The 25,093-nt window shown below is 63.2% G+C and carries 23 protein-coding genes; 6 read left to right on the top strand and 17 right to left on the bottom strand.

Annotated elements, in window-relative coordinates; all coding sequences use genetic code 11:
• The first annotated feature begins 105 nt into the window (after positions 1 to 105).
• From Q6A48_RS07645 to Q6A48_RS07635, 3 genes are read left to right on the top strand one after another with little or no spacing between them, the layout of a single operon-like run.
• The gene (locus Q6A48_RS07645) at positions 106 to 2,556 is read left to right on the top strand and encodes a heavy metal translocating P-type ATPase (RefSeq protein ID WP_304553233.1); all 2,451 of its coding nucleotides are present in this window, start codon (positions 106 to 108) and stop codon (positions 2,554 to 2,556) included.
• A 22-nt stretch (positions 2,557 to 2,578) separates the two neighbouring features.
• The gene (gene ccoS, locus Q6A48_RS07640; protein ID WP_053158784.1) at positions 2,579 to 2,797 is read left to right on the top strand and encodes a cbb3-type cytochrome oxidase assembly protein CcoS; all 219 of its coding nucleotides are present in this window, start codon (positions 2,579 to 2,581) and stop codon (positions 2,795 to 2,797) included.
• Complete coding sequence (locus Q6A48_RS07635) at positions 2,790 to 3,473, top strand: sulfite exporter TauE/SafE family protein (protein WP_304553227.1); 684 nt, start codon at positions 2,790 to 2,792, stop codon at positions 3,471 to 3,473. Before ccoS ends, Q6A48_RS07635 begins: the two co-directional genes overlap by 8 nt.
• Before the next feature lie 103 nt (positions 3,474 to 3,576).
• Here Q6A48_RS07635 and Q6A48_RS07630 read toward each other — a convergent pair whose 3' ends face one another.
• Both Q6A48_RS07630 and rlmKL read right to left on the bottom strand, forming a co-directional pair.
• Positions 3,577 to 5,961, bottom strand: coding sequence for a sensor domain-containing diguanylate cyclase (locus Q6A48_RS07630; protein ID WP_304553226.1), 2,385 nt, complete (start codon positions 5,959 to 5,961; stop codon positions 3,577 to 3,579).
• A gap of 141 nt (positions 5,962 to 6,102) precedes the next feature.
• Positions 6,103 to 8,367, bottom strand: a complete 2,265-nt coding sequence (gene rlmKL, locus Q6A48_RS07625) for a bifunctional 23S rRNA (guanine(2069)-N(7))-methyltransferase RlmK/23S rRNA (guanine(2445)-N(2))-methyltransferase RlmL (protein WP_304553224.1) — start codon at positions 8,365 to 8,367, stop codon at positions 6,103 to 6,105.
• 532 nt (positions 8,368 to 8,899) lie between these two features.
• Here rlmKL and rmf point away from each other — a divergent pair.
• Entirely contained in the window at positions 8,900 to 9,115 is a 216-nt protein-coding gene (gene rmf / locus Q6A48_RS07620) for a ribosome modulation factor (protein ID WP_003223300.1), read from the top strand.
• Positions 9,116 to 9,443: 328 nt separating this feature from the next.
• Here the strand turns inward: rmf and Q6A48_RS07615 are convergent, their stop codons facing one another.
• Positions 9,444 to 10,463, bottom strand: a complete 1,020-nt coding sequence (locus Q6A48_RS07615) for a quinone-dependent dihydroorotate dehydrogenase (protein ID WP_304553130.1) — start codon at positions 10,461 to 10,463, stop codon at positions 9,444 to 9,446.
• Positions 10,464 to 10,685: 222 nt separating this feature from the next.
• Between Q6A48_RS07615 and Q6A48_RS07610 the strand changes: the two genes are divergently transcribed.
• Positions 10,686 to 12,155, top strand: coding sequence for a hypothetical protein (locus Q6A48_RS07610; protein ID WP_304553129.1), 1,470 nt, complete (start codon positions 10,686 to 10,688; stop codon positions 12,153 to 12,155).
• Positions 12,156 to 12,339: 184 nt separating this feature from the next.
• Here the strand turns inward: Q6A48_RS07610 and Q6A48_RS07605 are convergent, their stop codons facing one another.
• The 9 genes from Q6A48_RS07605 to Q6A48_RS07565 all read right to left on the bottom strand — a co-directional run bounded on the left by Q6A48_RS07605 (position 12,340) and on the right by Q6A48_RS07565 (position 18,281).
• A complete protein-coding gene (locus tag Q6A48_RS07605) occupies positions 12,340 to 12,765 on the bottom strand; it encodes a hypothetical protein (protein WP_304553127.1) in 426 nt (141 codons plus the stop codon).
• Positions 12,755 to 13,456 carry an oxygen-regulated invasion protein OrgB gene (locus Q6A48_RS07600; protein ID WP_304553125.1) on the bottom strand — a complete coding sequence of 234 codons (702 nt, stop codon included), beginning with the start codon at positions 13,454 to 13,456 and terminating at the stop codon, positions 12,755 to 12,757. Before Q6A48_RS07600 ends, Q6A48_RS07605 begins: the two co-directional genes overlap by 11 nt.
• Entirely contained in the window at positions 13,428 to 13,994 is a 567-nt protein-coding gene (locus tag Q6A48_RS07595; RefSeq protein ID WP_304553124.1) for an OrgA/MxiK family T3SS sorting platform protein, read from the bottom strand. The genes Q6A48_RS07600 and Q6A48_RS07595 overlap by 29 nt, the downstream gene beginning before the upstream one ends.
• A complete protein-coding gene (locus Q6A48_RS07590; protein WP_304553122.1) occupies positions 13,981 to 14,703 on the bottom strand; it encodes an EscJ/YscJ/HrcJ family type III secretion inner membrane ring protein in 723 nt (240 codons plus the stop codon). Before Q6A48_RS07590 ends, Q6A48_RS07595 begins: the two co-directional genes overlap by 14 nt.
• Complete coding sequence (gene sctI / locus Q6A48_RS07585; protein ID WP_304553120.1) at positions 14,700 to 15,008, bottom strand: type III secretion system inner rod subunit SctI; 309 nt, start codon at positions 15,006 to 15,008, stop codon at positions 14,700 to 14,702. Before sctI ends, Q6A48_RS07590 begins: the two co-directional genes overlap by 4 nt.
• Positions 15,009 to 15,062: 54 nt before the next feature.
• A complete protein-coding gene (sctF, locus tag Q6A48_RS07580; RefSeq protein WP_304553118.1) occupies positions 15,063 to 15,323 on the bottom strand; it encodes a type III secretion system needle filament subunit SctF in 261 nt (86 codons plus the stop codon).
• 7 nt (positions 15,324 to 15,330) lie between these two features.
• Positions 15,331 to 16,506 (bottom strand): PrgH/EprH family type III secretion apparatus protein, encoded by a 1,176-nt coding sequence (locus Q6A48_RS07575; protein ID WP_304553117.1) that lies wholly within the window; start codon positions 16,504 to 16,506, stop codon positions 15,331 to 15,333.
• Positions 16,507 to 16,656: 150 nt separating this feature from the next.
• Positions 16,657 to 17,127, bottom strand: a complete 471-nt coding sequence (locus Q6A48_RS07570) for a transglycosylase SLT domain-containing protein (protein ID WP_304553116.1) — start codon at positions 17,125 to 17,127, stop codon at positions 16,657 to 16,659.
• Positions 17,124 to 18,281, bottom strand: a complete 1,158-nt coding sequence (locus Q6A48_RS07565; RefSeq protein ID WP_369811672.1) for a winged helix-turn-helix domain-containing protein — start codon at positions 18,279 to 18,281, stop codon at positions 17,124 to 17,126. The genes Q6A48_RS07570 and Q6A48_RS07565 overlap by 4 nt, the downstream gene beginning before the upstream one ends.
• Positions 18,282 to 18,674: 393 nt before the next feature.
• Between Q6A48_RS07565 and Q6A48_RS07560 the strand changes: the two genes are divergently transcribed.
• A complete protein-coding gene (locus Q6A48_RS07560) occupies positions 18,675 to 19,892 on the top strand; it encodes a hypothetical protein (RefSeq protein WP_304553114.1) in 1,218 nt (405 codons plus the stop codon).
• A 191-nt stretch (positions 19,893 to 20,083) separates the two neighbouring features.
• On the opposite strand, the gene Q6A48_RS07555 is transcribed toward Q6A48_RS07560, so the two are convergent.
• The 5 genes from Q6A48_RS07555 to sicA are packed head-to-tail and all read right to left on the bottom strand — an operon-like array spanning position 20,084 to position 24,812.
• Positions 20,084 to 20,335, bottom strand: coding sequence for an acyl carrier protein (locus Q6A48_RS07555; RefSeq protein ID WP_304553113.1), 252 nt, complete (start codon positions 20,333 to 20,335; stop codon positions 20,084 to 20,086).
• 21 nt (positions 20,336 to 20,356) lie between these two features.
• A complete protein-coding gene (locus tag Q6A48_RS07550; protein ID WP_304553111.1) occupies positions 20,357 to 21,448 on the bottom strand; it encodes an IpaD/SipD/SspD family type III secretion system needle tip protein in 1,092 nt (363 codons plus the stop codon).
• A 12-nt stretch (positions 21,449 to 21,460) separates the two neighbouring features.
• Positions 21,461 to 22,540, bottom strand: a complete 1,080-nt coding sequence (locus tag Q6A48_RS07545; protein WP_304553110.1) for an IpaC/SipC family type III secretion system effector — start codon at positions 22,538 to 22,540, stop codon at positions 21,461 to 21,463.
• Positions 22,541 to 22,566: 26 nt separating this feature from the next.
• Positions 22,567 to 24,327 (bottom strand): type III secretion system translocon subunit SseC family protein, encoded by a 1,761-nt coding sequence (gene sctE, locus Q6A48_RS07540; protein ID WP_304553109.1) that lies wholly within the window; start codon positions 24,325 to 24,327, stop codon positions 22,567 to 22,569.
• Between the two features lie 2 nt (positions 24,328 to 24,329).
• Positions 24,330 to 24,812: a type III secretion system translocator chaperone SicA gene (gene sicA / locus Q6A48_RS07535; RefSeq protein ID WP_304553107.1), complete on the bottom strand. Its 483-nt coding sequence runs from the start codon at positions 24,810 to 24,812 to the stop codon at positions 24,330 to 24,332.
• Positions 24,813 to 25,093: the final 281 nt, after the last annotated feature.

Below are 25,093 nucleotides of genomic sequence, written 5' to 3'. Positions count from 1 at the left end.
GCTCGCTCCCACAGTGGATTTGTGTTGTTCACATAACCCCTGTGGGAGCGAGCTTGCTCGCGAAGCGATTTCAAATGCCTAGAAAGCTGCGATATGTGAATACCCATGACCACGCCACAGCCCTGCTACCACTGCGCCCTGCCCGTCCCTCCCGGCAGTCGCTTCACCGCCGTTGTCCTCGGTGAAACCCGTGAGCTGTGCTGCCCGGGTTGCCAGGCGGTGGCCGAGGCGATTGTCGCCGGCGGCCTGGAAAGTTATTACCTGCATCGCAGCGAAGCGTCGGCCAACCCCGAGACCCTGCCGGTGCAATTGACCGACGAGCTGGCGCTGTACGATCGCCCTGATGTACAGCAATCGTTCGTGCGCCATGAGGGCGAGCTGGCCGAAACCACCCTGTTGATGGAAGGCATCAGTTGCGCCGCCTGCGGCTGGTTGATCGAAAAGCAGTTGCGCAGCCTGCCGGCGGTGGCCGAGGCGCGGCTGAACCTGTCCAATCATCGCTTGCAGGTGCGCTGGGCCGACACTCAACTGCCGCTGAGCACGCTGCTCGCCGAATTGCGTCAGATCGGCTACGTCGCCCACCCCTACCAGGCCGACCAGGCCAGCGAGCAACTGGCGGCACAGAACCGCCTGGCCCTGCGCCAACTGGGCGTGGCCGGGCTGCTGTGGTTCCAGGCGATGATGGCGACCATGGCCACCTGGCCGGAATTCAACATCGACCTGAGCCCGGAGATGCACACCATCCTGCGCTGGGTGGCCCTGTTCCTCACCACGCCCATCGTCTTCTACAGCTGCGCGCCGTTCTTCAAGGGCGCCATGCGCGACCTGCGCACCCGCCACCTGACCATGGACGTCTCGGTGTCCCTGGCCATCGGCAGTGCCTACATCGCCGGAATCTGGACGTCGATCACCGGTGTCGGCGAACTGTATTTCGATGCCGTGGGCATGTTCGCCCTGTTCCTGCTGGCCGGCCGCTACCTGGAGCGCCGCGCCCGGGAACGCACCGCCGCAGCCACCGCGCAACTGGTCAACCTGCTGCCGGCCTCATGCCTGCGCCTGGCGGATGACGGCCAGGGCGAACGCATCCTGCTCAGTGAATTGCGCAACGGCGACCGGGTGCTGGTGCATCCCGGGTCGGTATTGCCGGCCGACGGCAGGATCCTCGAAGGCCAGTCCAGTATCGATGAGTCGCTGCTGACCGGCGAATACCTGCCGCAACCGCGCCAGGCGGGCGATGCGGTCACGGCGGGCACGCTCAACGTCGAAGGCGCGTTGACCGTGGAAGTGCTCGCGCTGGGCCAGGACACCCGCCTGTCGGCCATCGTCCGCCTGCTGGAGCGGGCCCAGGCCGAAAAGCCGCGACTGGCGGAGATCGCCGACCGCGCCGCCCAGTGGTTCCTGCTGTTCTCCCTGGTTGCCGCGGCGGCCATCGGCCTGTTGTGGTGGCAGCTGGATGGCTCGCGGGCCTTCTGGATTGTCCTGGCGATGCTGGTGGCCACGTGCCCTTGCGCGCTGTCCCTTGCCACGCCGACCGCCCTCACCGCCGCCACCGGCACCCTGCACAGGCTCGGCCTGCTGCTGACCCGCGGCCATGTGCTGGAGGGCCTGAACCAGATCGACACGGTGATTTTCGACAAGACCGGCACGCTCACTGAAGGTCGCCTGGCGTTGCGCACCATCCGGCCACTGGGCGCCCTCGACAGCGACCAGTGCCTGGCCTTGGCCGCCGCCCTGGAAAACCGCTCCGAGCACCCCATCGCCCGCGCGTTCGGCCGCGCGCCGGTGGCGGCCGAGCACGTGCAGAGCAGCCCCGGGCTGGGCCTCGAAGGCCTGGTGGAAGACCAACGCTTGCGTATCGGCCAGCCCGCGTTCGTCTGCCAGTTGAGCGGCGCGGCAGTCCCGCCAATGCCGGACGAACCCGGGCAGTGGCTGTTGCTGGGCGATGCCAGCGGGCCGTTGGCCTGGCTGGTCCTGGATGACCGCCTGCGCGCCGATGCCCCGGCCTTGCTGGCGGCCTGCCACGCCAGGGGCTGGCGGACCGTGCTGCTGTCGGGCGACAGTTCGCCGATGGTGGCCAGCGTCGCCGCCGAACTGGGCATCGACGAGGCGCGGGGCGGCCTGCGTCCGGATGACAAGCTGGCCGTGTTGCAGCAGTTGCACCAGCAAGGCCGCAAGGTGCTGATGCTCGGCGACGGGGTGAACGACGTGCCGGTGCTGGCGGCGGCGGACATCAGCGTCGCCATGGGCTCGGCCACGGACCTGGCCAAGACCAGCGCCGACGCCGTGCTGCTGTCCAACCGCCTCGACGCCCTTATCCACGCCTTCGCGCTGGCCCGGCGCACGCGCCGGGTGATCCTCGAGAACCTGGTGTGGGCGGCCCTGTACAATGGCCTCATGTTGCCGTTCGCCGCCCTCGGCTGGATTACCCCCGTGTGGGCGGCGGTCGGCATGTCCATCAGTTCGTTGACCGTGGTGTTGAACGCGCTCAGGCTGACCCGCCAGCCCGGCACGCCCGTGTTCGACGCCACGCCCGATACCCGCCCGCTGCCGGCCTGAGCCGCGGGCATGGAGTTCCGAGATGCCAGCTCTCTACGTGATGATCCCGGCCGCACTGCTGATCGTGGCCATCGCCGTGTACATTTTTTTCTGGGCCGTGGACAGCGGCCAGTACGACGACCTCGACGGCCCGGCCCACAGCATTCTGTTCGACGACCAGGACCCTAACCACAAGGCGGCGGTGGACGAGGCCGACGGCCAGCCCCGCGAACCCGACGACAAGGCCCCGCCCCATGCTTGACCTGGCGCCCCTGCTGGTTTCGGCGGTGATCCTTGGCCTGCTGGGCGGTGGCCATTGCCTGGGCATGTGCGGCGGCCTGATGGGCGCCCTGACCTTGGCGATCCCCAAGGAACAGCGCAGCCGGCGCTTCCGGCTCCTGCTGGCCTACAACCTGGGGCGGATCCTCAGCTACGCTTGCGCCGGGCTGTTGATCGGGCTGGCTGGCTGGGCCGTCGCCAACAGCCCGGCGGCGATGGTCATGCGCATCCTGGCGGGCCTGCTGCTGATCGCCATGGGCCTGTACCTGGCAGGCTGGTGGAGCGGCCTGACCCGCATCGAAGGCGTGGGCCGTGGCTTGTGGCGGCATATCCAGCCCGTCGCCAACCGCTTGCTGCCGGTGTCGAGCCTGCCTCGGGCCTTGCTGCTCGGCGCGCTCTGGGGCTGGCTGCCTTGCGGGCTGGTCTACAGCACCCTGTTGTGGTCCGCCAGCCAGGGCAATGCGCTGGACAGCGCCCTGCTGATGCTGGCCTTCGGCCTCGGCACCTGGCCGGTGCTGCTCGCCACCGGCCTGGCCGCCGAGCGCGTCACCGCCCTGCTGCGCAAACGCAGCGTGCGCATGGCCGGTGGGCTGTTGGTGATTGTTTTCGGGATCTGGACACTGCCGGGGCCGCACCAGCATTGGCTCATGGGGCATTGACCGAGTCGCCGCCCATCGCGAGCAAGCTCGCGCCCACATGGAGGGCCCTGCCGCAAGCCTTCTGTGGGAGCGGGCCTGCCCGCGAAGGCGCCAACCGGGCTTGCTACCCCAGTTGCGTTTCGACCCGATCCCGCCCGGCCTGCTTGGCGGCGTACACGCCTGAGTCGGCTCTCAGCAGCAGGGCGTCGGCGCCTTCGCCGGCGCGCCAGGTGGCAATGCCGAAGCTGGCGGTGACGATACCCACGCCGTCGATGGGCGCCGAACGCAGGCCCTCCCACAGCCCCAGGGCCAGGGCATAGGCACTGCCGCTGTCAGTGTCCGGGCATAACACCACGAACTCTTCCCCGCCCAACCGGCAGAACACATCGGTACGTCGCAACCGCTGGGCAATGCGTTGGCAGACCGCCTGCAGCACGCGGTCGCCCACCGCATGGCCGTGCTGGTCGTTGATGCGCTTGAAGTGATCGATGTCGAGCATGATCACCGCCAACCCGCCGGAACCGCGCTCGACCCGGGACATTTCCGACGTCAACCGCTCCTGGAAATAACGGCGATTGCGAATCCCCGTCAGGGCATCGGTCACCGACAGGGCCCGCAGTTCCTCCTCCACCCGCTTGAGATCGGAAATGTCCGAGATATAGCCGTGCCACAGCACCCCGCCGCCAGGCAGCTCCTCGGGCGTGGCCTCGCCCCGGACCCAGCGCAGGCCCCGCTGCGGCAATTGCAGCCGGTACTCTTCACGCCAAGGGCTCAGGGTATCGGCCGAGGCACGGATCGAGGAGCGCACCCGTCCGACGTCCAGGCAATGGATGCGCGAGAAAATCGCCTCGGCATTCTGCACCAGCACGTCCGGCTCCAATTCGTAGATGTCACGGATGCCATCACTGGCGTAGATCACGCTGAAGCGGCCGTTGAAGTCCATCTTGAACTGGTAGATGCCTCCCGGCACATGGGCGCTGAGTTTCTTCAGCAGCAGGTCCCGCGCCGCCAGGGCTTCGTGGACACGCTTGCGTTCGGTGATGTCGATGCAGATCGCCAGGTGCCCGACCCACAGGCCCTGGTCATCGAGCATCGGCGTGGCCAACATGTTCACCGTCAGGTGGCTGCCATCGCGCCGCACCAACGTCCATTCCCGCGCCTGCTGGCCACCCTGTTCGCCGCCTTCGAGCAGCATCGCGTGGCAGGTGGGGATGGGCTTGCCGAAGCGCGCGCCGAGCTGGGCGGCCCGGGCCTGGAGTTCGCGGGGGACGTGCAGGCTTTCCAGGGTCATGCTCTGCAAGACCTCGCTGCTCGAATAGCCAAGCATCTGTTCGGCGCCGGCATTGAACGTGGTGATGACCCCGCGCAGGTCCGTGGCGATGATCGCCACCTCGGTCGCGGCATCCAGCACCCCGCGCAGTTGGCCATGGGTGCCGCGCAGTTCCTGCTCCCTGGCCCGCAGTTCGCGAGTCCGCTGCTCCACCAGCGTCAACGCCCGTTGCCGCTGGCTGACCAGCACGTAGAGCAAGGCGCTGAGCAACAGGCTGAGCAAGCCGCCCAGCACCACCAGGCTTGCCACCGACGAGTGGTTGGTCGCCAGGAACGTCCGGCTGGGCCGCAATTCCACCCGATAATCACGGTCGGCCAGGCGCACCCGGCGGCTCGCCGACAGGTCGCTGTGACCCGCCGGGGTGGGCGATTCGAACAGGGCTTCCTCGCGGTCACCCGCCGACAAGTCGATGACCCGCATCGACAGATTGTCATGACCGGCGCCCGGCAGGCCCTCGCCCGCCAACTGGCGCATGCTGATGGCCGCGACCACATACCCGAACGGTTCGCCAGCCCCCGGCCGGGTGACCGACGCCGCCAGCAACACGCCGCGCGTGAAGGCCGGATCGACGCCAATCAGGTCCAGGGGCTGCGAGACCGCCAGTGCGCCACTCTGATGTGCCCGGTCCAGCGTGGCCCGGCGTACGGGATCGAACAACAGGTCCAGTCCCAATGGCGAACCATAGGATGGCTGGCTTTGCACGTAGAGCACGGGGACATATTCGTCCCGCTCGGCCGCCGGCCGCAGGCCACCGCTGCCGTCCGTCTCACGGATGATGAAGTTGATCGAGCCGTCGGCCTGGGCCTGTTGCTCGAACGCTGGCCGGTCGGCCCGCCGCACCCTGGGCGCCCAGGCGAGGGCTCGGGTACGACGCAACAAGGCGTCGGCATACCCGCGAAACTCATCGTGGGACACCCGTTCGGAGTTGGCGAAGAAACGCCTCAAGCCATCCAGGCGCTGCTCCTGCTCCTGGAAACGCTCCTCGATCCGACTGAAGCGCTCCTCGGCTTGCAGCTCGAAACGCTGGCGCAGTTGCTGGCCGAACAGGTTCATCATCGCCCAGCTCAGCACGCCGGTCAGGAAGGTGCCGGCCAGCAGGACCAGCGTTGCCACGAGCCAGGCCGAGACGTCTTCGCTGATAAAGCCCAGGATCCTGGGGCGCACCTGATGCAAGGCCATAAACACGACTCAAAAAGGACCGGGCAGTCGGTTCAACCCGGCCACAGGCTAAGTTATAGCTATTAGCCATCATTTTGACCAGCCCCAAAATGAGCTGGAAGCCTTGAGCTACAAGGCTTGCGTGGATCCAATCAGCATCGATCAGCGGGCCATGATCTTCCAGGCACGGTGAATCTTGCCATTGCGGGCGAAATCCGGATCGATGGTCTTGGCGGTGATTTCCTCCACCGCATAGCGCTCGGCGAGGTTGTCTTCGAGCTGGAACTTGCGGAAATTGTTGGAGAAATACAGCACGCCCCCCGGCGCCAGGCGCGCCATGGCCAGGTCGAGGAGCTGGACGTGGTCGCGTTGCACGTCGAAGATCCCCTCCATGCGCTTGGAGTTGGAGAACGTCGGCGGGTCGATGAAGATCAGGTCGTACTCGTCACGACTGGCTTCCAGCCAGGCCATCACATCCCCCTGCTCCAGGCGGTTCTTGTCCGAGAAACCGTTGAGCGACAGGTTGCGGCGTGCCCAATCCAGGTAGGTTTTCGACAAGTCGACACTGGTGGTGCTCCGAGCACCGCCCTTGGCCGCGTGAACGCTGGCGGTCGCGGTATAGCAGAACAGGTTGAGGAAGCGCTTGCCGGCGGCTTCCTTCTGGATCCGCAGGCGCATCGGCCGGTGGTCGAGGAACAGCCCGGTGTCCAGGTAGTCGGTGAGGTTGACCAGCAGCTTGACGCCACCTTCGTTGACCTCGGTGAACTTGCCCTGGGCGCTCTGGCGCTCGTACTGCTTGGTGCCGCTCTGGCGCTCGCGGCGCTTGATCACCACGCGGCTCTTGTCGACGTTCAGCGCCTGAGGGATCGCCGCCAGGGCGTCGAACAGCCGGGCCGAGGCCTTTTCCGGGTCGATGGATTTTGGCGCGGCGTATTCCTGCACATGGACCCAATCGTGGTACAGGTCGATGGCCATGGCGTATTCCGGCATGTCGGCATCGTAGACCCGGTAGCAGTCCACGCCTTCACGCTTGGCCCACTTGCCCAGCAACTTGAGGTTCTTTTGCAGGCGATTGGCGAACATCTGCCCGCCTTCGCTCAACCGTGCCTGCTCGACCACCGGGGCCGGCGCCGGCTTGATCGGGTTGCCGTTCTTGTTGTACTGGCGCTCTTGCGGTACTTGCGGGGCCTGATCGTAGGCGGCCTGCTCGCGCTCGGCCTGGCGCTGTTCCGGGGTGCGGCGCTCGCCGGTGACGAACTGGTCCGGCAGCACCTTGATCAGCAACAACTTGCACGGCAACGCGCCGTTCCAGAACGAATATTGCTTGTGGCTGCGGATGCCCATGCGCTTGCCCAGGTCCGGCGCGCCGGTGAACACCGCGGCTTCCCAGTTCAGGCAAGCCTGGCGCAGGCGCTCGCCGAGGTTCTGGTAGAGGTAAAGCAGGCTGGCTTCGTCGCCCAGGCGCTCGCCGTACGGCGGGTTGCAGATCACCAGGCCCTTCTGGTTCTGGTCCGGGCGCGGTTCGAAGGTGGCGACTTCGCCCTGGTAGATCTTGATCCACTCGCTCAGCCCGGCCCGCTCGACGTTGTTGCGGCCCGGCTGGATCAGCCGTGGGTCGGCCTCATAGCCGCGGATCCACAAGGGCGGCTTGGCCAGCCCGGCGGCGGCGCGGGCGGTGGCCTCTTCGTGGAGTTTCTTCCACAGCGCCGGCACATGGCCGAGCCATGCGGTGAACCCCCACTGCTGGCGACGCAGGTTCGGCGCCATGTCGGCGGCGATCATCCCGGCTTCCACCAGGAACGTGCCCACGCCGCACATCGGGTCGGCCAGCGCCCCGCCTTCGGCGGCAATGCGCGGCCAGCCGGCGCGGATCAGGATCGCGGCGGCGAGGTTTTCCTTCAGCGGCGCGGCCCCCTGCTGCAGGCGATAACCGCGCTGGTGCAGGCTGTGACCGGAGAGGTCGAGGGAAAGGATCGCCTCGCCACGGTCCAGGCGCAGGTGAATGCGCAGGTCCGGGTTGAGCTTGTCGATGGACGGCCGCTCGCCCGAGGGGGTACGCAGCTTGTCGACGATGGCGTCCTTGACCTTCAAGGCGCCGAAGTGCGTGTTGTCGATGCCCGAGCCATGCCCGCTGAACTCCACCGCGAGGGTGCCATCGGCCAACATGTGGTCTTGCCAGTCGACGTCCAGCACGCCGTGGTACAGGTCGTCGGCGTTCTTCATCTCGAACCGCTTGAGGACCAGCAACACCCGGTTGGCCAGGCGAGACCACAGGCACAAGCGATAGGCGGTTTCCATGTCGGCCATGCCGCGCACGGCCGAGGTGTGTTCGCGAGCCTCTTCAAGGCCAAGCCCGACGGCTTCCTCGATGAGCAGGCCTTCGAGGCCCTTGGGGCAAGTGAGGAAGAGTTCGAAACGGTCGGACATGGGAATTCCAGCGCCTTTGGCTTAGTGGACCGGGCAACGCATTGCCGGGTCGGGTTCAGTCAGGTGCTTTTCTCAAGAGCACCCGCGTGGCACGAAGGTGTGCCGTCCCACCCCCGCCGCTCAGGTCAAAAGAGCTTGGACGCGGGGGCAGGTGAAAAATTCTGTGAAACAAATTGTGAAAACTCGACCCTTTCGTCGAATAGTACCCGAGTGCAACGGGAGGACATTCTCATCCGGGCCACCACCGCGCCTTTCAGCGCAGGGCTGATCATACAGGGGTCTTGCTCAAAAGCGGACGCTGAACATCAAGTTACTTATCGCCCTAACATCTTTATTGTTACGTGCTTATGACAAAACGATCATTCCATCCATGTGACGCTTTGGTTAGAACTCAACACAGGTTGACGTCGCCACGGCGCCAACACCTTGGCTCGTCACGCCGGCAACGAGCCACCAACGGCAGAATGATTCTGCCCCGGCCTCGACAGGGGCCGACGCTAAAGAAACAGTCAACAAGTGAGGGCAACACCCTATGAGAAGACTTAAGCGTGATCCGTTGGAAAGAGCATTTTTACGCGGTTACCAATATGGCGTTGGTGGTAAATCCCGTGAGCTTTGCCCCTTTACTCTACCGTCGGTACGTCAAGCCTGGATCAACGGCTGGCGAGAAGGACGCGGCGACAACTGGGACGGTATGACCGGCACTGCGGGTATCCATAGACTCAACGAACTTCACGCCGTCGGCTGACACAGGGCTCAACACTCAAGAACTCGACAATCTGATGTGCCAATCGATTTAACCACGCGCGTCCCATCCGGACGGCGGGCTACGGCCCAGGGGCTCCTTCGAGGAGCCCTTTTTATTGCCTGGATTTCATGACCACCAGGAATGCCCGAGGTGTGAACACTGTTGTGGCGAGGGGATTTATCCCCGCTGGGGCGCGAAACGGCCCTAAGAACAGTTAACTCGATAGTCCTGATACACCGAGGTGCTGGTTATAGGGGGGCTGCTACGCAGCCCAGCGGGGATAAATCCCCTCGCCACGAAGGCTAGCCAGTCCCCAGCAGGCTCAGGATCAGCCCAACGCCGCAATCGCATCCACCGACTCACGAATCAACGCCGGCCCCTTGTAGATGAAACCCGAATAGATCTGCACCAGGCTCGCACCGGCGCTGATCTTCTCGGCAGCATGCCGGCCTTCGGTGATCCCGCCCGCGGCGATGATCGGCAAGCGCCCTGCCAGCTCCCCCGCCAGCACTTTCACGGTGTGGGTGCTCTTGTCGCGCACCGGCGCGCCGGACAGCCCGCCGGCCTCGTCACCGTGCTCCAGCCCTTCGACCCCTTCGCGGCCCAGGGTGGTGTTGGTGGCGATCACCGCGTCCATGCCGGTCTCGATCAAGGCCTGGGCCACCTGGACGGTTTCCTCGTCGCTCATGTCCGGGGCGATCTTGATCGCCAGCGGCACATGCCGGCCATGCAGCACCGCCAGTTCGGCGCGGCGGCGGGCCAGGTCGGCCAGCAGTTGCTTGAGCGAATCACCGAACTGCAGGCTGCGCAGCCCCGGGGTGTTCGGCGAGCTGACGTTGACGGTCACGTAGCTGGCGTGGGCGTAGACCTTGTCCAGGCAGATCAGGTAATCGTCGACGGCACGCTCCACCGGCGTGTCGAAGTTCTTGCCGATGTTGATGCCCAGCACGCCCTTGTACTTGGCGGCCGCCACCCGGGCCAGCAGATGATCGACACCCAGGTTGTTGAAACCCATGCGGTTGATGATCGCCTCGGCTTGCGGCAGGCGGAACAGCCGTGGCTTGGGGTTGCCTGGCTGTGGACGTGGGGTGACCGTGCCGATTTCGACGAAGCCGAACCCCAACTGGGCAAACCCGTCGATGGCCGCGCCGTTCTTGTCCAGCCCCGCCGCCAGTCCGACCGGGTTGGGGAATTCCAGGCCCATGACCGACACCGGCAATTTCGCCGGGGCCTTGCACAGCAGCCCATTGAGGCCCAAACGTCCACCCGCGCCGATCAGGTCGAGGGACAGATCGTGGGAAGTTTCCGGGGAAAGTTTGAACAGCAGCTCACGGGCCAGGGTGTACATGGGCGGGTTTGACTCTCTGGGGGGGAAAAAAGTGACGCGATTATACCGGGCAGGAAGGCCAGCGGCGAGGACGCTGGCTCATCGAGGTTTGATCCCGGGCCGATGCAGCATCGCCATGACCTGCGAGCGTTATTTGAAAGTCGAACGCGCGAAAAACCTGCAAAAGATCAATGACGCTGAAATTGCAGCGTCCACTATTTTGCCAAGCAGGATCAGAAACCCATGGAACTCGCCTCGTTAAGTCATTTCACTTCACCTGTATCCGGTCGCGCCGAAACACCAGGCCCGTCAAACGTTGATGACCCACGCCACACCATCATCGACATGACGAGCATAGAGACCCTCAGTGAAGGCATCCCCCACGAGCATAGAACCGAGCTTTCACCGCACGATCTGGAATTCGCAATGCGGGGCGTCGAAGACGCGCTCCATCAAATCATTTCCGAACGACAGCTTGATGCGGGCACCGATACCGAACGGGTCCTGGAATACATCGCAGTGTCGATAGGAGAGTCCACTGACGACGGTCAGTTGACAAAGGCCCTCCTTGGCCTGGGGGACTTCGAATTCTTGAAGCATTCCCTGTCCGCTGACCAACTCATCCAAGGCGCCCAAACCGTCCTGGCCTACCTCAGCGACAAATTGGATAAATTATCTCGCAATGAACTCGAAGGCGATCTGGGGCGCTGGGTCGGCAACCTGACGACTGCCAGCGTACGCACCGGCATGGTGACCGGGGTGCTCACGGTCTTCAGGCAACTGGCCGGCTTCGCCATGGAAAAAAACCTCCAGTCCAACGCAACGTCGCCATTGACCCGCAGCGTGATCGGCGCAATCGCCCTGTCCGTCGGTCCGATAACGAATATGCTCGGCGCCATCAGGGACGAGTGCAACGGTACGGCAAACATCGAGACGCGCATGGCGCGTTTATCCACGCTCCTATTATCGATGGCCGCCCTGGCTGCCGCAGCGACCGTGCCAACCGCCCTGCCCGCATTGGCCTCCCTGGGCTCGCAAATGGCTTTCTATACCTTTGCCCAGGATCTGGTGAGCCTGTTCTGTCCCACTGGCGACAACGCGAAAGCCAATTTGGGCGGTACGGCAATCGCCGGCCTGCTGAACGGTGCGCTTCAGTTCGTATCCTTCACGCTGATGAACTACACCGCGCCACACTCGGGCCCCGGGTATGTCATGGCGCAAGGGAACGCCTCATCAGCGTCCGAGACAGAGGGCCTGGCCGCCCAACTCTCGGCCTGGGTGGAACAACAGGCCAATACCACCGGAGAACCCGGGCCTCAACAGACCGCGGACTCTCTGACCGTGGCGCTGGGCGACGATGTGCTGCGAGGCGTCTACAACGCCTTCGCCGACGTCTCCGGCCAAATACTCATGGGCGAAGCCATGCACGCCATGCAAGCCGAGCCTTCCAAGGACGGTTTCCGGATCAATCCCATCTCATTCCGAATCCCCACTGCCGAGCAAGCCGCCAATCAATTCCTGTCCACCAATGCCATACGGACCTCCGTAGGACAGATCATCGTGGGCGTCGTGGTCGCGGCATCCCGCTATTTTTCGACCCTGCCCATCTCAAAGGAGACGGCTGACCATATCGCCAACCTGTTCGTCGCCGCCGTGGTGTTCGCCGCTCGTCCCGGTACAACCTACGTCAACGCCCGCACCCAACCGGCATGACCCCTTTGCCTCGGCAGACCTGACGCCGACCTGGCGTCGGTCCCCAAACAGAGGCTAGTCGCCGATGCCGAGGGAGCTTGGAAGCGGCCCTGTCTCGGGGCTGCTACGCAGCCCAGCGGGAGCAAGCTCCCTCGCCACGGGATGATTGCCTGTGACGTTGTTCTTGTACCAAAGAGGATCAGGGTTACCACTCACTCTTCTCCCACGCCTCATCCCCCATCGGCTGGAACACTTCACGCATCGCGCCCCTGACGAAGACTTCCATGGCGAACGCCAGGCCGTTGGCCCCGACGATTTCCTTGTACAACTGCGACTTTTCCAGTCCCTCCTCCTTCAATCGATACAAAACCTGCAGGGTGACGGCCTTCAACGCCGTGGCGGTTCGATACATCGGCGTTTCCCCATCCGGCCCGCGCAGGGTGCGGAGAAACCGATGGATCGCCTTCTCCCCTTGTCCTTCCATGGCCAACAGCAGCCGATACACCTGCTCGAATTCAGGGTCCGGTCGTTTGTGCTGATGGGCCGCCAGCAGCCGCGACTCCAGCATCTCGACCGATGAACCGACATCGTGACCGAGGGCGCTGGTGCCCGTCGTGGACTCAATCTTCATGGCGCGGATCGCCAGGGGTGGTGTGCGGGGCGAAGCTGGCGCACGCATCCGACAGGGCCTGCCACGCGGCCTGGTCCAGGACACGCACCGATTCCGGCAAGTCGGCAAGGCTCGCCAACAAGCGGGGCGCCAGTCGCGCCCGGGTGGTTTCAAGGTCGAATTCCAGCACTCGGTCCGCCAGCCGCAGCACGTAGCGGTCCTGCGGGTGATACTCCAGGCTCAGCTCGCCCGCCCAGTGCCTGCCCAGCCGCTCGCGCCATTCATCGGCACGCGGCCGACACGCCAGCGGCAGCACTGCCTGCAATATCGCGCTCGCGTTGCCCACCTGCGCGGCCAGCCAGCGTTCGAGCATCTCGTCCAGCCATTGCGGGCAGCTCAAGGCCTGTGCGAGCAACTCGTTCGCCGCCTGCGCCAGTTGGTGGCGCAATTGCAGCGCCAGGTTGTGCGAGGTCAGCAGGCCTTCCGCCAGGTGCGCGGTGGCACGCAGGATGCCCTCGGCATAGCCCTGTCGAAACGCCTCGGCATGCACCGCGTCGGCGTCGCGCCGGGCCTGTTCGACGCACTCGCGGGCCCGGCGCCGGGCCTCCCGTTGCAGGCGTCGACGACAGCGGGCGGCGGCGACGTCCTCGCGCGCCAGGTGTACGTCTTCGCCAACGGGCAGGTCAGCCAGGGATCGGATCGCGTCGAGCATGTTGCACCGCCAGGAAGAAAAGCGTCGGGGCCGGTTCCGGGACCGGCCATTGCCGGTGCAAGCCCACAACCGGTTCGGAAAATTGCAAGGCCAGGCATTCCAGCAAGCACGGCGGAACCTGCCTGTGCCAACCCCACAATGCATTGAGGCCGGCCGCTTCGACCTCGGCCATCGAGACCGGCCAGCCGTCGATTGGCGGGCCATTGCGCGGGCCCAGGTGGCAGCCGGCGAACCGCCGTGCCGAGGCCGGCAGGTTGCACAACGCCGCGCCCCGCGCCAACGCGGGCAGCAGCCGATAGGCGCCCATCAGCAAGGCAATGGAAGGCAGTCGTCGCCAATGACGAACCCACGGCTTCGCCACGCCAGCCAGTGCCGTCGAAGGCAACGACCGGGGCAGCGCCAGTGCGTCGCGCACCATTCGGTTGAGCACACTGCGGGCCTCGGCGCCGGCGAACTGCGCCGGGACCACCAGGCGCTGCGGGTGCAGATAAGCCAGAGGCTCGGCGAGAATGCGCCGCAGGCATTCAACGTCCGACATCACGCCGCCTCACGCCTGCAAAGTGATAGACCCACGCGGCACCAGCGGCCACCAGCAATCCGCACATCACCCCCAGCAACCACGGCCAGGGCGAGTAGCCCGGGGTGACGGCCCGCGACGGCGCAACATGCTGGGTCGGCGAGCGCCTGGACAGCACCACCGAAATGTTCTCGTAGTCCACCGCCGCGAAACTGTTCTTGAGAAAACGCTTGATGTCGTTGATCAGCAATTGCGCCTCGACGTCGCGTTCGTGCAACACCACCGCCGAGAGATGGACCGGCGCGACCTTGCGCCCGCCTTCGCCGGCATCCAGGTCATAACTGATGTGTACCCGCGCCGACACCACGCCTTCGAGCACGCCCAGCGACTGCTCGACGCGCTGTTCCAACGCCGAATACAACCGAGCTTTTTCCGCGCGAGGCGACGCCACCAGGGCGTCGGCGGGGAACATTTGCGCGACTTGCAGGCGCGGCCTGGAAGGCAGCGAGTAGAGGTTGAGCAGGTCGACGGCGGCGGAAAAGTCCAGCGGATCGATCTTCACCGCGTAACCGGCCTTGCCGGTGTCGACCTTCACCGCCACGATGTTGTTGCGTTGCAGCACCGACAGCACTTCGTTGGCCTGCTGCTGATCCAACCCTTCCAACAGGTTCGGCTGGCGGCAACCCGCCAGCGCCAGGCACAACAGCACCCCGCACAGGGCCGTTTTCATGAGGCACGCAACAAGGTTTCCGCGGTGCCCACGGCCTTGCGCACCAACACGTTGAGCAGGTTGATGTCGACGTTGTACTGCCCGGTCAGCTCCTGCAACCGGGCCAACACGTCAGGGTCGGTGATGTCCGGGCGCCGCAGCAGTTGGTCGATCGCCGCGACGTCTTGCCCGCTGTCGACGACGGACCGGGCATAGCTGTCGATCAGGCGCGACTCCAGCGACACGATCGGCCCTTCCTGGGGGCCTTGCAATTCAACGATGGCCGACCGCTCGACGGCCAATGGGTAAAGACTTTGGATGGGCATACGGTGCACTCATGCAAGGGCCGCCGGGGCGACGGCCAGCCAAAGGAAAAAGCGTCAGCGAGCCGCCTGGATGATCGCCATGTCGATGTCCTTGAAGCCCTTGATCGTGTTGGTCTGGGCGTTGCGAAACACCGTGTACGAGGAAAAGGCGGTCTGGTAGGCCGCCAGCAGCCCGGGGTCCGAGGCGTCTTTCTTGAGTTCTTCAAGCGCCTTGTCCAGGGCCGCCTTGAGGTTCTGGGCGCCGGCCTCGAACGCGGCGGCTTGTTCGCCGAGAAAATCGTCGGGAAATGTGATGGGGAGTCCGATACCTGCCATTCGTCACCTACTCTGTCTGTGTTGAGAAATGCCAGGACGAAGCGCTCGTCTTGACGTAGCCCTGCGGGCCGGTTTGAAACGACTTGCCCTTGAGCGCGTCGTCCTTGAGCTCGACGGTGAAGTGCACGTAGCGATCACCCCACTGCCGGTAGAAGTCGTCGATGTACTGGCGGGCCGCGGCCAATTCGGCATCCTGCAGGTTGCCTTCGACGGCGAACGTGACGCTGCCCTCGTGCTCGGTCCGCTCGAAGGCCAGCGACAGCCGTTGCAAACCGCCCTGGGCCAGGTCGGCCAGCACCCGGTCATCCTGCATCCGCACCACCACGTCGTGGGCATACGGCGCCGCCGCCAACAGCGTTTCGAGCAGTTGCGCCTGCTGGTCAGGCGTGAGCAGATTGCGCTGTGCGCTAAGCACCAGGCGCGGCAGCGACGGGTCCTTGAGGTCGAGGAAATGCCAGGCCAGTTGCGGGTCATGTTCGATCAACAGGCGCTCCAGGCGACGACGTTCCTGATCCAGCATCAGGACTTTGCCGTCAAGGTTGTGGTGGCGTGTCAGCACCTGGCGGCTCCAGCCGGCATCACGCTCGTTGGAGACGAAGACATACACCGACCCATCGCGCCCGCCCAGCACTTGGGGCTGCACACTGGCACCGGCAGTCAGCGCGCGAACATCGGTTTCAGGTGCCGGTGCCGGTCTCGACCCGAAGCCGAGCGCCACCACCAGCGTCGCCAGCGCCAGGCCCGAGGCGAGCCAGCGCGTTCGCGGACTGCGCCACGCCGAGGGGGCGGCTACAGGCCCCGGTGCAGCAGCGTGTTGATGGAAGAGACCCGGCGCCCAGGCCTGGTCTTGAGGACGCAGGGCGATGTGCAGGCCACCGACCTGGACCCGGGTCTGGAAGATTGCGTGGAGCACCTCGACCGAGTCGCCGAGCAAGCGCAACGGCACGCCCTGCGCCGTGGCCTGGTCGGCCAGCACCTCGAAGTTGCGGCCTCCGGTTGGCAGGGGAACGAAGATCGCCTCGGCGGGCACGCTGGCCGAGAGGGCGCGCTCCCCCAACAGCTCCAGCGCCCCGACCACGAACACGGTGGTGCCTTCGCCCAACGCGAACTCGCAACCCTGCAACGGGCCATCGAGTATCCGCAGGACGCAGGGCTGTAGCGTAGGGGCCGTCGGGACTGTCACCGTCCAAACTCCGGGGCAATCGAATGAAGTGCCATGGTAGGCACCCCAAAAACCGCCTTCCTGATCGAAATCTGCCGGTGGCGCCTGGCGGGGGATCAGAATCGGCGGCCTTTCTTTTCACTCGATGTCAGACCCTCGCGAGGCCAAGGTTCATGGCTCCGGCTGGCCCCGGGTGAGCACTTGGTAGCGCTGCCAGACCTTGCGCGCATAGCGCAACCGCGCAGCCTGGCGATGGGGTGAGTTGCCCGCGTTGTAGGCGCCGACCGCGGTCCAGTTGTAGCCATGGCGGGCGATGAATTCGGCCAGCACCGACGCCCCCACCTCCACTGACAGGCACGGCTCGTCCAGCAAGCGTTGCTCGGTGATCCCTTGGCGCTGCAAGCGCGGCAAATGGCTGCTGTTGACCTGCATCAGGCCGATATCGCGGGTGCCGTTGCGGTTGTGGTGGATGGCCCCCGGCTGCTGCCCCGATTCGACCTCGGCAATCGCCTGCAGCAACTCGGGCTCGATGCCATGCAACTGCCCCGCCTTGCTCCAGCACCAGGCCTGGGCGTGCGTCATGCCCAGGCCCAGGCCGAGGCACACCGGCCAGCACAACCAAGGCTTGCGACACCGCGTCATGCCAGGCGCCGCTCGCTGGCCCAAGTCATCTGCTGGTGGATGCTCACCTGCAACAGCTGGGCCCGCACACAACCCGGATCGTGGGCCAGGCACTGCTCGATCAGGCGCGCCGCCACCTCGTGACGCCGCCAGAACCAGTGGTGCCAAGCGTGAAAGTACAGCACGTCGGCCTGGTCGGCCGACAACAGGCAGCGTCGGAACAACACCTCGGCCGCCTGCTCGCAGCCGCGCAAACTGGTGAGCAAGGCCAACCGCGTCAACGCCGGGAGGCTGCCGGGATCCAGCGCCAATGCATTGGAAATCGCCGACTGCGCTTCTTCGATAGCATTCTGTCGATCACCCAGGCCCATCGTCAGCTGTCCCAGCCACACGTCCGCCAGGCCGCACCAGGGCGGCGCGTACCCGCCATCGAGTTTCAAGCATTGCCGGAACGACACCGCTGCATCGCCCAGGCTTTGCACCGTATGTTGCTGTAAGTTGTACAACCCATGGAGGTACGCCACCGCCACCGGATAGGAACCACAGCGATCCGCGACGGGCCGCAGCCCGGGCACCCGCTGGGCCACCAGGCACGTCAATGCACCCAGCGCCTCCCCGGCGTCCTGGGCATCCAGCGTCTGTCCGTGCAACAGGGCCTGGTCACCGCCGCGAATCAACTCGACCGACCAATGCCGGTATTCGCTCGAACCGATAAAACGCCCGCTCAAGCAATAGTCCGGCGACAACCGCTCGGCCAGCACTCGCATATCGCCCACCATCCCGCAGGCCGCGATGACACTGGAAGGAATGAGATGCAGCGCCTCGCCGAAGGCGATCGTCAGCTGGCGGATCATCACATCCTGCAAATCCAGCGCCGCCGTCTCTTCGAGATTGCGAAACGGCATCACCGCCAATGAAGGCGCCACGGTCCTCGCCTGGCCCGGCACATCGAGCTCGACCACCGACGCCGTGAATCGATAACCCTGGCCGTACACCGTGGCAATGAATTCCTTGTCTTCCCTGAACAATTTGCGCAGGGCATAGATGCAACGGGTCAACGACTCTTCCGCGGCATCCATCCGCGGCCAGACATGGTCCAGCAGATAATCCTTACTTATCACCGCCCCTGCCGACGCCAGCAGCAGGCGCAATACCTGTAGTTCCTTGGGTGGCACATGAACTCCCTGTCCATCTCGCGTCAGCGTTCCGTCGCCTTGCAATAACCAGTGGCCAAAAACGAATGACTTCGCCGGTGTTCGATCAGTTGCACTGTCCATACTCTGGGACTTCTCTATAGAAAGTTACTGAAGCGCGGTTGAGCCTGTGGGTGTGACAGGCTCGGGATGATGAGCGCGGATGACTATAGGAAGATCCTTGGGACTATTCCGTAGTATGAATTCCCTAGGCACCTACGAAACAACGACAAAGCCTGTAGGAATTTTTACGATCAAGCAACACCCACTCCAACCAGCATGCTCTGCATCCGAGACAATACATGAGCTTTTTATATAAGAAAGACACAAAGAAACAAATTAAATTGGGCGAACCTATTCTCCTTGGGAACAACCATGACCATATCCACCAGTCGTCTTCAAACACCCCAAATCCCCCCTCTTTCTGTTCATCAGAATTCGACAAACCCTCCTGACCATCAACAGGAAAAATTCTGCAAGAACAAGGAAATCTATCACGATGTATTCAACCGCATCACTGAGCGCTACAAATCCTTCTCCCCAGAGACAGAACTAGGGCATCAACAAACTCCCGGGATTACTGCCGACATCGAAGACATTTCCGTCAAGGACATTATCTCCATACTCGAGTACATCAAGGCAGACGATCAGCAATTGGACATCTGTAAAAACAGCTCTGCTCAAGCGCCCTTCTTTAACAAATTCTACTTAATGTCCAACCCGGAGCAAGGCTGGAATTTGCGCCTGCACGCCTTCAACATCAGGGGAAACAGCCTTGGCGAAGACGACAGCCCTCATTACCACCGCTGGGTGTTAGCGTCAAAGATACTGGCTGGCGGCTACAACAACATTAGATACCTGGAAACCCCTAAAACAGACTCAAGCCTAGAAGACCACACCTATTCAAAATATGAGCTTGCTTCTACGAAATCTCAAACCAGCGCTCAATCACGCCAAGCGACTTACCTATCAGAAGCTGTCATGACGCCTATTGAACGTACGCTGTACGCCCAAGGTGACCTCAAGCATTTCCCAAAGGCTATCCCTCATAGCGTAGAAACCCATCCAGCCGTCATGGGCACAACCATGACGCTCGCTCACACCAGCAACGCACTCTCCGACACGTCCTTTACATTCAAAAAAAGTGGCGGAATGGAGAGCTTTCCTGAAGTAAAGGTAGGCAGCAGGGAAGCGTTCAGTGACATGCTCAGCAGTCAGATAACCCACCTTCAAGTCATGACATTGAGCGAAGATCTCAATTCGTGCTTAAAGGCAAAATTTGAAGCCAACGCAAACCTGACCCCAAGAGAAGCGCTTCACCTACAAGATTGCAAGTACCCCAACTACATAGAGACCTCGCTCTTACCAGCCCTGGCCATCTACCAAATGGAGTCCTTGAACGATATCGAGCACATTGAGTTCAGCAAAGAAGCATCCAACATCATTGACCAGGCATTACTTGACATTGATACCGATTCGCTTAACAAATTAATCGCCAGCAACCAAGGCGACCTATTTGACAATCTACTAACCGTCGAAGTGCACGATACCAAACTTGCAGATGAACTGGAGAGGCGCGCCGCCCTGCTTTAAAGCCGCACCACCACAACACCTGCATTAGCAACCACCGCAAAGACAAGCTCCGATAACGGTTGCTTTATCGAGAGCTTGTCTTGCGCTTTTCCCTCCAGTCGTCCAAACATGCACTAACGATGTTGCTCTCGCAGTACGGGGAACAGTCGTTCAGGCCAACTTCAGCCGCGACACATCCCTACCGACACATTTTATTGAGCCGCGATCACCGATTTAACAATATCGTTTATCGATCGCCACAGCGTTACCTCATCTGAAGACAGCTCTACGTTAAACCCATCACTCATAAGCATGACGATTTCCACGACTTCCATGGAATCGACATTCAGATCTTCGACCAATCTCGAATGTCCGCTTAAATCCCGACAGGCCTTTGAAAAAAAGCTGGACAACAGCCTTATCACCTCTGCTTCAACATGGGCTTCGGTTACTGGCAAACTCATCTATCACCCTCTGCATGATGACTAGAAATTCAGCATCGCCCGCAACATATCCGCAAACTGATTCAAATGCGCCGACAACGTCTTGTTGAAATTGTCATGGTACGAATTGGCGTTCGAATATTTCTGTGTCAACGACTGCAACAAGTTCTTCATGATTTCTTCCTGGGCGTTGAAGCCGGTTTGCCACTGATTGTACTTGGCGGTATCCCAGGTCACGGTGCCGTCGCTCGAAGACAGGCTGTTCTTCATGATGGTCAGCGGGCCGGTGTCGATGACGACGCACCAGGTGCCGTCGGCATTTGGCTTGAGGCAACTGGCGGGCAGGCCCATGGCCTTGCGCCATTTCTCGGCTTCGTCCTTACAGGCGCCGCCCTGCCCTGGTTCGGGGAAAAGCACCGACGCAGGGTTGGGGTGGGTGTATTGGGCGATCAGGTTGTTCAACGCGGCGCGCAACGCACCGGCGTTGAGCTTGACCTCCTTGCCGTCGTTCGCGCCTTCGATCCAGTCCTTCATCTGCGCGGTGATCTGGGCGTTGAAGTCGGCGAAAAAGTCGGAATAGGCGGAGATGATGTGTTCGTAGCCGGCGAGGTAGCCGTTCTTGATCAGGTCGATCAGTTCGAGCAGCTTCTCGAAGAAATCGTCGGAGGAGTTAATCGTGGCATCCAGGGCCTCGGCGATCTCGACAGGCTTGTCCTTGTCCAGGAACGCCTTGAGGTCTTGCAGGATCTCGCCTTGCCGATCTATGAGTGTGCGCCGCTGGGTTTCGTCCACGGCGTTCATGCAGCAGCCGATGGCGGCGGCGCACTGACGCAGTTGCAACGTCCACAATTGCGAGCGCGTGCGCTTGGCATGGACGAATTCGAGAACCTCGGCGAGGTTCATGGCCAACCCACCTTCAGTGGCCAGGTTGTCCATTCGCCTGGAGATCTCCGCCGAACAATCGAGCATGCGATCGAGATGGCGATTCAGATGCTGGAACGCGCGATCCAACGCGTGCGCCGGCTGGAACGTCGAAGGCAGCGCCACGCTCATCTCAGGCGGAACCGGCACGGGGTCGGTACGATCGGCGCTGGTCGACTGCCGGGGTGTCTGTGTGAAACCTTGAATGATCATCGGTGGACTCCTTTAGGCCGTCAGGGCGCGAATGACGTCGGTGCGCGATTGAAAAAGCTGCATCACCAGGTCCATCAACTTCTGCAACAGCGCCGCTTCGGCCGCGTCTTTCTGCGTGATTTCGTCGACCAGGCTCTTCTGGCTGTTCTGCGCGCTTTGCTGCAGCACTTCCCGCTCCCGCGCGGCGTGCTCGGTCAGGCGTACCACGCTCGACACCACCTGGCTGAGGTTCATCGACATGGCGCTGAGGGCGCGGCCGATTTCCAGTTTCTTGTCGATGCTCCGGCTACCCATCTGGCTCAGCCAGCTGGAGGTCTGGTCGATCTTCTGGGCCTTGAGGATTTCACCGTCGAACCAGGCCTGCTCCTGGGGCGTCAGGGTCGAGCCCTTGGGTTGGAAGTCGACGGTGACCGGGCGGCCAAAATCATCGAAGGTGCTGATCTTGCAAGGGGTCTTCGGGTCCCATTCCTCTCGGTTGCGCGCCATCTTGAGGTCGCGCTCGACGTTGCCGGCGTCCAGGGCGTTGCGCCGGTGCAGGTTGATGTCGGCGTGCTTCAACGCCTGCCCGTGAAGGGTCTTGACCAGGGCAAAGCCGGCGACGGCGCCGGATACCACGGCGGCGGTGATGGCGCTGTACAGGGCCGCCTTGCCGGACTCCATGATCGACCTGCCCTGGGCCTTGGCCGCTTCGGCCGCCATGACGGTGAAATGGCCGCGCAACTCGCCGTTGGTGACCCGCGCAATGTTCAGCGCGATGATCGCTGCCACCAGCACGTTCGCGTGCTTTTCCCAGGCACCGGGGTCGAGTGTCAGCTCGCTGCGCATTTTGTCGTCGAGCCTCATCGAGGCGGCCATGAAGGTTTGCCAGTCCGCCTCGGTGAGTGAATAGGCGTCGATGGCATTTTCCAGTTCCGCCGCCGAAAACACCGCGTCGCCCGGGTCCTGGAGGATTTGCCGGGCAATGATCTCGTCGAAGAGCGCCGCCCCGGTAAAAGGTGTGAGCGGGTTCGAATACGGCTTCTGGGCGATGGACTCGCCCCGCTGCACATCGAAAGAAGTGAAATGCCGGATCGTCGGCTCAATCGCGTTCATCGTAGCTCCTTGTCATCCATGGTTTTTCAAACATGCCGGGCCATCTGCAGGCTCACGGCATGGCTGCGTTGCAGGTCGGCGAAGACTTGTTCGATCTGCCGGGCCCGGTACTGCATCGCGTGCCCGTAGTCCTCGACCACTTGCGTGAGGTACCGGCTGATTTCTTCACTGATCGCCATGCGCACCCGCACCTCGGCCAGGTGCACGGCGGCCTGGGCCTGGTGCTTGCCGCTCTGGATCTGCAGCCCGCCTTGCACCGCGACGCCGCCGAATTCGGTCAGCGCCTGGGCGATTTCCAGGTTGGCGGCGTAACGGGCCAGCGTCACCGGGTCGGCGCCGTGGGTAATGAAGCCCCTGAGCTGGGCCAGCGCTTGCGTCAGGGTGTTACCCACCGATGACGCCATCTGCTTCATGACTTGCATCGCGGCGGGCGCCACCTGGCTGGCCACCGAAGCCAGTTTCGACGCAACGGCACTGATCATCGGCCCGATCACTTGCGCGCCCGCCATGGCGACCAGGGCCACCGCCGCCAGGGTCGAGATCACGCCCTGGATCATGCCCGCGACCTGGGCGATGTCCTTGGCCTTTTCCGGATCGACACCGAAATCGATCAATAGCTGGGTGTAGATCTCGGTGAACCGCTTGATGGCTTCCTGCATGACGACGGTCAGCGGTTTCATGGCTTCGGCCATGAACGACTTGCCGGTTTTTTCCTCCACCACCACATCGGCCATCATGACGCCCATGCCAGCCACCCCTACCGCGATCAACGGCAAGGCTCCGGTCATGACGCCAGCCACGATGGTTGCAACCGACACGATCGCCCCGAGGATCTTGCCAAGGCAGCCCATGGTTTTCTGCAATGCCTCGGCCTTGCGCACTTGCTCCAGGTACTTATCCGACTCTCGCTTCATGTGTTCCTGGAGCCTGGCCTGCAATTCCTGGAACAGTTCCTGGCTGAGTTCTTCCTTGTTCTGCGCCGCCTCGCCCAGCAATTCGATGATCTTCAGGCGATTGAGCAATGCCAGCGCGCTGCTGCTGAGGGCCTTTTCATCGGTGTCCTGGGTGGCGCGGCCATTGATGCCGGACACCAGCACTTTCGCGACCACGCCATTCAGGGTGGTGGCCAGGGCATTGGCGACCTCGATCAACTTGAGGTGGGCCACGACCGCTCCGTTGAACGCCTGGGTGTGGCTCGCCAACTCGCCCTTGAGCTGGTCGCGCCGGGCCAGCTCTTCGGCATATTCGGCGGACGCCGGGTCCAACTGCGCCAACCGGGCCTCGCTGTCGGCCAACAAGCCTTGGGCATGCACGACCCGCTCATGCAATTGGTCGAGGTGTTCCTGACTGCTGCCGACCTGTCCTTCGGCCGCCTCCCAGGCCTGGAGGGCCGCGGCGTAGTCGGCCGAGAGTTTTTCCAGCCCTTGCTGCCGCGCACTCGCCATGCTCTGCAGCATCGCCAGGCGATTCTTCAGTTTATTGACGTCGACTTCGCCGATCAGCTCGCTGATCATCGCCATCAACCAGGTGAACAGGTCGCCGCTGGTTGCCTGCCGGTTGCCATCGGGCCGCAGCGGCGGATGCAGCACGGGCTTGCCCAGGCTGGCGGTGGACGGGCCAGCCTGGCCTTCGTAGCGCACCGACATCAGGGCCTCCAGCGCCTGCTGCCCGGCCTCGCGGTACTGGGCGGTCCTGGCGGCCCGGCTGGCCGCGTCGCCGTAGCGCTCGAAGGCCTCGGCGCGACTCAGTGTGGCGCCCAGGTAGCCTGGGCGGGTGATCTCAATCATGTTCAGTCCTCGGAACAGTGCTGTTGCAGGTGCGCCAGGGTGTCGAGATAGACCTTGGCCTGCTCGCGCAGATCGTCTTGGGTGGCGTGTTCGAGCACGTAGTCGAAACACAACCGGGCCTTGCCGACCTTGCCCAGGGCCAGGTGACACTGGCCGGTGTAGAGCATCGGCCGGTAGTCGTCCTTGCCTTGGGCAAAGGCGATCGCATACAAGTCGATCGCCTTCTGGTGGTTCTGCTTGAGCTGGTGCACCGCCGCCAGCCCCATCCAGTAATGGCTGTTGTGGAAGTCGTAGATGCACAGGAAATGAAAGAACTTCTCCGCATCGTCCAGGCGCCCCTGCTCGTAGAACTCGAAGGCGAAGGCATAGAGGCTGGCCATGTGCTCGTCACTGATGCCTTGCACGTCTTTCAACGCCGCGCCGGCGAGCAGCGCATCGACGACGTCCTGGGCCACCTGCTCGTCTTGTTTGTTGTTGCGACTCATCGCCACACTCCTGAAAAAATGCCAGCGTCGCTGACAGGTGCATTGAGCCAAACCGCTGGCGGGGGCGCTGCCAAATTGCGCTCATGCCAGGGTGGAAACACACAAACCTGCTGCCTGGTGAATGCTTTTGTGGCGAGGGAATTTATCCCCGCTGGGGCGCGCAGCGGCCCCGAACCCGGCAACGCGGTAGATCAGGCAGATCGAGTTCACTGCTGTCAGGTCTGCTACGCAGACCAGCGGGGATAAATCCCCTCGCCACAAGGATCGTGCGCGGCTCGGGT

The sequence above is a fragment of the Pseudomonas citrullilanati genome (assembly GCF_030580855.1).
Taxonomy (GTDB): domain Bacteria; phylum Pseudomonadota; class Gammaproteobacteria; order Pseudomonadales; family Pseudomonadaceae; genus Aquipseudomonas; species Aquipseudomonas citrulli.
The sequence above is the reverse complement of the archived record's forward strand: the minus strand, read 5'-3'. Positions and strand labels throughout refer to the sequence as shown.